Annotated in this window: 8 protein-coding genes and 1 pseudogene; 3 read left to right on the top strand and 6 right to left on the bottom strand. The window is 70.7% G+C overall.

The genetic code is table 11. The features are described from left to right. The 5 genes from ACBR40_RS46865 to ychF all read right to left on the bottom strand — a co-directional run. The coding region (locus tag ACBR40_RS46865) for a TcpE family conjugal transfer membrane protein (protein WP_371252929.1) at nucleotides 1-1,535 on the bottom strand (1,535 nt) is incomplete at its 3' end. 38 nt (nucleotides 1,536-1,573) lie between these two features. Continuing rightward, the gene (locus tag ACBR40_RS46860) at nucleotides 1,574-1,819 is read right to left on the bottom strand and encodes a hypothetical protein (protein WP_240778098.1); all 246 of its coding nucleotides are present in this window, start codon (nucleotides 1,817-1,819) and stop codon (nucleotides 1,574-1,576) included. 81 nt (nucleotides 1,820-1,900) lie between these two features. Then, entirely contained in the window at nucleotides 1,901-2,620 is a 720-nt protein-coding gene (locus ACBR40_RS46855) for a conjugal transfer protein (protein WP_371252928.1), read from the bottom strand. A 631-nt stretch (nucleotides 2,621-3,251) separates the two neighbouring features. Then, the gene (locus ACBR40_RS46850) at nucleotides 3,252-3,620 is read right to left on the bottom strand and encodes a hypothetical protein (RefSeq protein ID WP_344210756.1); all 369 of its coding nucleotides are present in this window, start codon (nucleotides 3,618-3,620) and stop codon (nucleotides 3,252-3,254) included. Nucleotides 3,621-3,782: 162 nt separating this feature from the next. Further along, nucleotides 3,783-4,859: a redox-regulated ATPase YchF gene (ychF, locus tag ACBR40_RS46845; protein WP_344210758.1), complete on the bottom strand. Its 1,077-nt coding sequence runs from the start codon at nucleotides 4,857-4,859 to the stop codon at nucleotides 3,783-3,785. Between the two features lie 91 nt (nucleotides 4,860-4,950). On the opposite strand from ychF, the gene rmuC reads away from it, so the two are divergent. Together rmuC and ACBR40_RS46835 are read left to right on the top strand one after the other, a co-directional pair. Further along, on the top strand, nucleotides 4,951-6,204 hold the full coding sequence (gene rmuC, locus ACBR40_RS46840; protein ID WP_371252927.1) for a DNA recombination protein RmuC: 1,254 nt from the start codon (nucleotides 4,951-4,953) through the stop codon (nucleotides 6,202-6,204). A gap of 20 nt (nucleotides 6,205-6,224) precedes the next feature. Further along, nucleotides 6,225-6,734: a DUF6542 domain-containing protein gene (locus ACBR40_RS46835; RefSeq protein WP_344210760.1), complete on the top strand. Its 510-nt coding sequence runs from the start codon at nucleotides 6,225-6,227 to the stop codon at nucleotides 6,732-6,734. A 36-nt stretch (nucleotides 6,735-6,770) separates the two neighbouring features. Here the strand turns inward: ACBR40_RS46835 and ACBR40_RS46830 are convergent, their stop codons facing one another. Next, nucleotides 6,771-7,739: a 4-hydroxy-3-methylbut-2-enyl diphosphate reductase gene (locus ACBR40_RS46830; protein ID WP_364454821.1), complete on the bottom strand. Its 969-nt coding sequence runs from the start codon at nucleotides 7,737-7,739 to the stop codon at nucleotides 6,771-6,773. A gap of 101 nt (nucleotides 7,740-7,840) precedes the next feature. Here ACBR40_RS46830 and ACBR40_RS46825 point away from each other — a divergent pair. Beyond that, nucleotides 7,841-8,322 (top strand): annotated as a pseudogene (locus ACBR40_RS46825) (hypothetical protein); the annotation flags it as partial.

Genomic DNA, 8,322 nt, shown 5'->3' with positions numbered 1-8,322 from the left:
TCGAGCGGCGGCCAGGCGCGGTGCGGGCCCGGGAGCACCAGGGCCGGGCCCAGCCTCGGCGGCTGGCCCTTCCGGTGCTGGTCGCGGGCGACCTCGTCCTCGGGCCGCTCGCTGCCGACCCGGTCACCGGCATCCGTACGGGCATCCGAGCGGGCGGCGGCGTCCGACGGGGCGTCGGCGCTCGCCGCGAGCCTTCTCAGTCGCCGCAGCGCCTCGGTGTCGATCGGCTTGGCGGCGGCGGACTTACGACCTTGACCCCCCGAGCGGATGGGCACGACCGTCCCGCCACGGACGTCTCGCCCCTCCGCCTCGCCATCACCACGGGCTTCGCTGCTCTCGGACTCGGCGACCTCGCCATGAACTCGCGCCTCGGCCTGGTCCTGAGCCTGCGTCTCGTCACGCTCGCGAGGGGATGCCGTGCGCTCGCCGGCCGCCGACTCGCCCTGCTCAGGGGCCGATGCCTCATCCTGGCCCTGCTCGGAAGCGGTGGGCTCCTGCGCGGGCCGTGACGGGGTCGCCAGGCGAGTGGCCGGCTCCTCACCAGCTCCGTGGGTTGCCTCGCGAAGAGTGGCCTCGCGGAGGGCCGCCTCGCGCAGTGCCGCCTCGCGGAGGGCGGTCTGCTGGCTGGCGGCCTCCTGGACCGCGTCGTCCCGGCCGAAGATCCGCCGCTTGCCGCCCTTGCGGCGCGCGCCGTCCTCCTGCCGAGCCTGCCCACGAACGGCCTCCGCGCCGCCCTCCTGCCGGACCTGCCCGCGAACGGCCTCTGCGCCGGCCTCCTGCCGCGCCCGCGCCCGCGCACGGGCGGCCTTCGCGCCGTCCTCCTGCCGGACCCGTTCGCGGCCGGTCTCCATGGGCCGGTCCGCGCCGTTCGGGTCGGTGCCGGGTGGGAGGGCCAGCGGGCGCTCGCGTCCGGCGGGAAGTGCCTCGGCGGTGCCCTGTCGCGCCCGCCCGCGCAGCGCGGGAGCCGTGCCGCGGCGGGAGCCCCAGCCCGTACGCCCGGTCGTCGGCTCGGCGACCGGAGCCTGCCCGGCCGCGGCGGCAGCGGCGGCGACCGCCGGCCGGACCTGCCGCGGACCCGCCGCCCGCTGCTCCTCGGCCCGCCGCTGCGCCTGCCGCGCCTTGGCGGGACGCCGGGCCTTGACCCGGACCGGCGCGGTGCGCCACACGCGGGCGGAGAAGGTGACCGTCTCCGGCTCGGCCCCGGGCGCGAGGCGGTACCAGGCCTTCGGCTCACCCAGGTAGCGCATCTGGGACTCCAGCAGCTCGGTGAGCCGCTTGCCCTCGATGACGGGACGGGTCGACAGCCACGTCACGATGCCCGGCGGCACCAGGAACAGCACGTGCCACGGCATCGCGACCGGCACGCCCACCAGGATCAGCAGGAGGGACCACGGGACGAACACCCCGACGAAGACGCCGATCCAGACGATGGGGAGCGGCATCGGCAGGCGTAGGTCGTACAGCTTGTAGAGCCGCTTCTCGATGCGCCAGATGTTCGTGTACGTGGGCAGGTCCACCCGGTCCTCCTCCCTCACCCGCTCGTGTATGACCGCCGCCGGACGGTCTCAACCCTTTACTTGATGCCCAGTGCGCCGGCGATCGCCTTTGCCGTCACCTCAATGATGTTGGGAACGTAGAAGATCACCCCGATGGCCACCGCCAAGATCAAGAACTGCACGAACCGGGTGATCTCCCGGGTGAAGAGGAAGAACAGCGCGACCACCGACACCACCACCAGGAACAACGGGGCGAAGAACGCCCGTAGGAAGTCGGCGAGCCCTCCGGTGTCGATGCCGGTCGACGTGGGCGCCGGCGTCATTTGCAGCAAGGAGAGCACTATGGTCTTCAAGGTCACTTCTCGTCCTCCCGGGGGGTACCGTTCTGCGGCGCGGACGGGCCTTTAGTCAACGACCCGCCCGGCGCCGCGGATGTCGGCGACGAACCACTTGTCGCCCTGCTTCTCGACGGTGAGCCGGTAGGCCTGCTCCAAACGCGCGCCCACCGCCGCGGGGTCGGTGGCGTTCGGGGTGGGCGGGGCGTCGCCGTTCGGCACGACCCACACGACCACCGCCTGAATCTCTCTTGTGGCACCCCCCACAGGCACCACGACCTTCTTGAGCTCGGCGAAGGTGAACGCGCCGCCGAAGCTGGGCAGGCTCTTGCCGGCGGCGACGTAGCGCTGCAGCCCGGCGGTCTCGCCGGACGCGTAGTCCTTGAAGAAGCCCTCCAGCTGCGGCTTCAGCTCGGCGGCCGCCGCGTCGTCGGTCTCCGGCGGCGCGATCTGGGGCAGCTCGGCCGGGCCGGGCGCGGGCAGGATCGCCGGCCGCCCGGACACCACGAAGCGCCTGCCGCCATCGTCGCCCGAGTAGTAGATCGGCACCGACAGCATCATGCGCCGCGGCCCGGACTGGAAGGCCACGCTGACCACGGCGTTCTGGTCGTCGCCGACCTCGATGTCGTACGCCTGGATCGCGACGGCGGCCAGCTTGCCGAAACCGTCCCAGCCCATCTGGGGGTCGGAGGCGTCGGGCAGGAACGCCGCGAGTTTGCGCGACCTGCTGTCCGCGTCGTCAGGGCTGAAATTGAGATAGACCCCTGCGAACTGGGCGGCGAACGCCATCCCCCGCTGCGTGGGGAAACCTGTCTCGGCCGCCGGGGCATCCGCATTGGACGTTGTGCCCTCTTGCTGGGTAAATCGCTCAAATGGTGCACGAATCCCATTCACCACGATAACCACGATAAGCGCCCAGAGAATGATGCGGCCCACCCAGACGAGCCATCGCCCGCCGCCGCCGGACCAGCCACCGCGCCGCGGCCGGCGGGGCGGCGGCACGTCGTAGTCGGCCGGGTCCAGGGTTGCGGAAAGCCCGGGCCCGTCAGCGATCCGAGGATCGTGCTGGACGGTAGACCTACGAGCCATCACGCCTCCGCTCGCGCCGATCCCCCCGGCTGGCGCGGTGTCGTCCGTTGCCGATCCCCATCATCCGCGGTGAAGTAGTCACCCTATCCGGTCTCCGCCATTCTTCCAGGAAAGCCACGCCCATGCTGCAGGCACGACCGCCCTTACGGCAAACCGGGGCTCTGCGACAGGCGTCAGTACCGATTCCCATCAGTCCCCGGCAGAAACGGCTTATGACCAGGACAAACGCCTAAAACCGCCTAGCGCGACGGCCACGGATTCCTGTCCAGAACAGGCATGAACCTCTCACGACCTGCGCATTCGGTATGGGCCGCGGATGTCGGAGCCGCGTTCAGGCGGGCTCGGGATCCTGCATCGAACGCCCCCGGCGCCGGCTCTGGAGATCTACGACGCCGGTGCGGCTCTGGGCATCGGCGGCCCCGCCCTGGACGGTCCCGGCCCTGCTCTGAAGGTCGACGACCGTCGGGCGGACCGACCGCTCCAGCGAGCCGCGCAGGTCGGCCAGCATCTCCGCGGCGTCGCGCTCGCGCATGCGGCTGACCATCTCGTTGCGCTCGTCCACCTTCCTGCGCAGGTAAGCCTCCCTGTTGACGCGCAGGCCGTACATGAGCTCGACCCTGATCAGGGCCAGCTCCTCCTCCAGGCTGATCCCCGCGAGCGTCGGAGCGGGGCGTCGTTTCCGGATGATGCGACGGATCATGAGGGGCCTCCCGAGTCAGCGTGAACGCCGTGACGATTCGACGCGCGGGGGCCCAAAGTGGTTGACACTTAAACACGTTCGGCACGTCACCATGACAGTGTCGGCAACACAGCGTAGCGAAGCGTCACGCAAGGTCGACGAAAGACGCGCCGGGCGCGGCCGTCAGACGTTGAAGCGGAACTCCACCACGTCGCCGTCGCGCATCACGTAGTCCTTGCCCTCGACGCGCGCCTTGCCCGCCGAGCGGGCGTTGGCGATCGAGCCGGCCTCGACCAGGTCGTCGAACGAGACCACCTCGGCCTTGATGAAGCCCCGCTGGAAGTCGGTGTGGATCACGCCGGCCGCCTCGGGGGCCGTGGCGCCCTTGCGGATGGTCCAGGCCCTGGTCTCCTTGGGGCCCGCCGTGAGGTAGGTCTGCAGGCCGAGCGTCTCGAAGCCGACCCGGGCGAGCTGGCGCAGGCCCGACTCCTCCTGGCCGACCGACTGCAGCAGCTCCAGCGCCTCCTCCTCGTCGAGCTCGACCAGCTCGGACTCGATCTTGGCGTCGAGGAAGACGGCCTCGGCGGGGGCGACCAGCGTCGAGAGCTGCTCCCTGAGCGCGGTGTCGGTGAGCTCGTCGGCGTCGAGGTTGAACACGTAGAGGAACGGCTTGGCCGTCAGCAGGTGGAGCTCGCGCAGCTCCTCGCGGTCGAGGCCGCTCTCGAAGATGGTCTTGCCGGTCTCCAGGACGGCCAGCGCGGCCTCGGCGGCCTCCAGCGCGGCCTTCTTGTCCTTGTTGTTGCGCGCCTCCTTCTGCAGGCGTGGTACGGCCTTCTCGACCGTCTGCAGATCGGCCATGATCAGCTCGGTGTTGATCGTCTCGATGTCCCGCTTGGGGGAGATCTCACCGTCGACGTGGGTGACGTCGGGGTCGCCGAAGACCCGGATCACCTGGCAGATCGCGTCGGTGTCGCGAATATTGGCGAGGAACTGGTTGCCCCGCCCCTGTCCCTCCGAGGCCCCCTTGACCAGGCCCGCGATGTCGACGAACTCGACCTTGGCGGGCAGGATGCGCGCCGAGCCGAAGATCTCGGCCAGCACGGGCAGGCGGTCGTCCGGCACGCCCACGATGCCCACGTTGGGCTCGATCGTGGCGAACGGGTAGTTGGCCGCGAGCGCGTTGCCGGTCTTGGTCAGCGCGTTGAACAGCGTGGACTTACCGACGTTGGGCAGGCCGACGATGCCGATGGAGAGACTCACGGACAGCGAGTTTACTTGCCGCCGCGCCCGGGCGGTTCGCCCGTAGCGTGTCGGGCGGAACCGGGCGCGGAGTCCTGCAATCATCGATCGAGTGGACGTCGTCGCGCTTGTCATCGGTCTGGCCGTCGGGCTGCTCGTCGGCTTCCTCGTGGCGAGGACCCGCGCGGCGGTCCGGGTGGCCGAGGCCGACGCCCGCGCCAAGGCGTCCGCCGACAAGCTCGTCTACGTCGAGGAGCAGCTCGCCGAGCGGTTCCAGGCCCTGTCCACCCGAGCGCTCGACGTCAACAACCTCCGTTTCCTGGAGCTCGCGGAGACCAGGCTCGCCGCCACCAGGGCCGAGGCCGCAGGCGACCTGGAGCAGCGCAGGCAGGCCGTCGAGCACCTGGTCGAGCCGCTGAAGGACGCCCTGGCGCGGGTCGAGACCCAGCTCCGCGACACCGAGTCCGGCCAGCGCGCGGCGCGGGCCGAGCTGGCCAAGCAGATGGAGTTCGTCCGCGAGAGCAGCGAGCAGCTCCGCTCCCAGACCACCGCCCTGGTGCGCGCCCTGCAACGGCCGGAGGCCCGGGGCCGCTGGGGCGAGCTCCAGCTGCGCCGGGTCGCCGAGATCGCCGGCATGCAGCGCCACTGCGACTTCGACGAGCAGGTCGCCGAGGGCTCCATGCGCCCCGACATGGTCGTACGGCTGGCCGGCGGCAAGAACATCGTGGTCGACTCCAAGGTCTCGCTGGCGGCCTATCTGGAGGCCGCGGAGGCGTCCGACGAGTCGCTCGCCACGGTCCGGCTCGACGCCCACGCCCGGCACGTGCGCGAGCACATCGACCGGCTGGCCGCCAAGTCCTACTGGCAGGCGTTCAACCCGTCGCCGGAGTTCGTGGTGCTGTTCATCCCCGGCGAGGCGTTCCTCGCCCCCGCGCTCGAACGCGACCCCGGCCTGCTGGAGTACGCGATGGCGCGCCGGGTGCACATCGCCACGCCGACCACGCTGATCACGATGCTGCGCACCGCGCACTACGCCTGGCAGCAGGCCGCGCTGAGCGAGAACGCGCGGGCGGTGTTCGAGCTGGGCAAGGAGCTGTACGAGCGGCTCTCGTCCCTCGGCAGGAACGTCGACTCGCTGGGCCGGGCGCTGAGCCGGGCGGTGGAGGCGTACAACAAGTCGGTCGGATCGCTCGAAAGCCGCGTGCTGGTCACCGCGCGCAAACTCAACGAGCTGGGCGTCGTGGACGGCGACCTGGACCCTCCGGAGATGCTCGACGGCCTGCCGAGGCCCCTCGCATCCCCCGAACTGCTGGAAACCCCGTCACTGTTCTCCCACTCCAACGGTAAGTTGGCCAACGGGACGTAGTGAACGGGGGTGGACCGGTGGTGGAGAAGGGCAGAAAGCCCGCCGTCAGGCTGACCGCTCGGGGCGCCATCGCGCTCGCCCTGGTCGCCACCCTGGCCGGCTACGTGCTGGCGGCGCTGCTCGGCGTCCAGCAGGTCGTCGGCGCGGCCTTCCTGGTGTCGAGCCTGCTGGGCGTGCTGCTGGTCAACCGGCGCGAGCTGCTGTCGCTGGTGGTGGCGCCCCCGCTGGTGTTCTTCTGCGCGACGCTCTTCGTCGAGCTCGGGCGGGCGCTCGGCTCGGTGTCGATCGTGCAGTCGCTGGCGCTCGGCCTCTACACGTCGCTGACCCGCGGCGCGCCGTGGCTGTTCGCCGGCTCGGCCGTCGTGCTCGGCGTGGCGCTGCGGCGCGGCCTGTGGGACAACGTACGCGACCTGCGGGCGGAGCTGAAGGCGGACGCGGAGGCGCCGCGCCCGCGGCAGCCGACGTTCGTGCCCGAGCCCGAGGGCTACTTCGAGCCCAAGGTCTACGGGACGCCGCGCGGCGAGGACTGACCGCTCCCCCGCCGCTCCGGCGACCCGGATTCAGGCTCAGGCTCGGGCGCGAAGGTCCTTGCGCAGCTCGTGGGGCAGGGCGAAGCGCATGCTCTCCTGCACCGGCTCGACCTCGGTGACGTCACCGAATCCGTGCTTGGCGAGACGCGCCAGCACCTCCTCGACCAGCTCCTCGGGCACCGACGCGCCGCTCGTGACGCCGACCGTGGTGACGCCCTCCAGCCACTCGTCGCGGATGAAGTCGGCGTTGTCGACGAGGTAGGAGGCGTCGGCGCCGTAGTCCTTCGCCACCTCGACCAGGCGCTTGGAGTTGGAGGAGTTCTCGGAGCCGACCACGATGACGAGCTGCGCCTCGGCGGCGATCTCCTTGACCGCGATCTGGCGGTTCTGGGTGGCGTAGCAGATGTCGTCGCTCGGCGGGTCGAGCAGGTTGGGGAAGCGCTGCTTGAGCCGGGTCACGGTCTCGGTGGTCTCATCGACCGAGAGCGTGGTCTGCGACAGCCACACCAGCCGGCTCGGGTCCTTCACCTCGACCTGGTCGACGGCGTCGAGGCCGTCGACGAGCTGGATGTGCTGCGGCGCCTCGCCCGAGGTGCCCTCGACCTCCTCGTGGCCCTCGTGCCCGATCAGCAGGATCTCGTAGTCCTGGCCGGCGAACCGCTTGGCCTCGTTGTGCACCTTGGTGACCAGCGGGCAGGTGGCGTCGATGGTGCGCAGGTTGCGCTCCCTGGCCTCCTCGTGCACCGCGGGCGACACGCCGTGGGCCGAGAACACCACGATCGAGCCCTCGGGCACCTCCTCGGTCTCCTCGACGAAGATGGCGCCCCTGGCCTCGAGCGTCTTGACCACGTGCGTGTTGTGAACGATCTGCTTGCGGACGTAGATCGGGGCGCCGTACTGCTCCAGCGCCTTCTCGACCGCGACCACGGCTCGATCGACTCCGGCGCAGTAGCCCCGTGGCTTGGCTACGAGGACTCGGCGGGAAGAGGGGGTCTGGGGCTCCATACTTCTTATGCTACGTGGAGCGACCATCTGGCCCGCCCCGTGCGTGCTAGCCCGCGGTTTGCCAGACTGGCCGTCCAATACTGACCTCCCAGGGAGACGTCATGTCCCTCAGCGACGTGATACGCAACATCGCTAAAACCGTCACCAACAAGGACGAGCTCAAGGAGAAGGCCAAAGACCTTCCGCTGCTCGTCATCCAGAACACGCTCAGCGCCGCCGGACAGGCGCTGCTGGTCGTCGACCGGGTGAAGAACTCGATCAAGGGCATCGGCGGCAAGGCGGAGCGCGAGGAGACGGACGAGTCGCGTCCCTCCGCCGCCGAGCAGATCGCCGCGGCGCCGGCCGTGAGCGAGGAGGACAAGCCGGCGCGCAAGGAGCCGGTCATCTTCGCGCCGCGTCCCGCCGCCGGTGAGACGAACGGCACCGCCAAGGCCAAGCCGGAGCCGGTCATCTTCGCGCCGTCCAAGCCGGCCGCGCAGCCCGAGCCCGCCGCGGAGCCCAAGGCGAAGGCCGAGCCGAAGACCGAGCCGAAGGCTGAGCCGACGACCGAGCCCACGACCGAGCCGAAGGCTGAGGACAAGCC

Source organism: Nonomuraea sp. AD125B (assembly GCF_041402765.1).
Lineage (GTDB): Bacteria > Actinomycetota > Actinomycetes > Streptosporangiales > Streptosporangiaceae > Nonomuraea > Nonomuraea bangladeshensis.
Note: the sequence above shows the minus strand (reverse complement) of the source record. Positions and strands in the feature narration are given on the sequence as shown.

What these genes read in the sequence shown, in the direction of transcription:
- ACBR40_RS46860 (WP_240778098.1), bottom strand. Translation starts at nt 1,819, where the DNA reads ATGACGCCGGCGCCCACGTCGACCGGCATCGACACCGGAGGGCTCGCC.
- ACBR40_RS46855 (WP_371252928.1), bottom strand. Translation starts at nt 2,620, where the DNA reads ATGGCGTTCGCCGCCCAGTTCGCAGGGGTCTATCTCAATTTCAGCCCT.
- ACBR40_RS46850 (WP_344210756.1), bottom strand. Translation starts at nt 3,620, where the DNA reads ATGATCCGTCGCATCATCCGGAAACGACGCCCCGCTCCGACGCTCGCG.
- ACBR40_RS46830 (WP_364454821.1), bottom strand. Translation starts at nt 7,739, where the DNA reads ATGGAGCCCCAGACCCCCTCTTCCCGCCGAGTCCTCGTAGCCAAGCCA.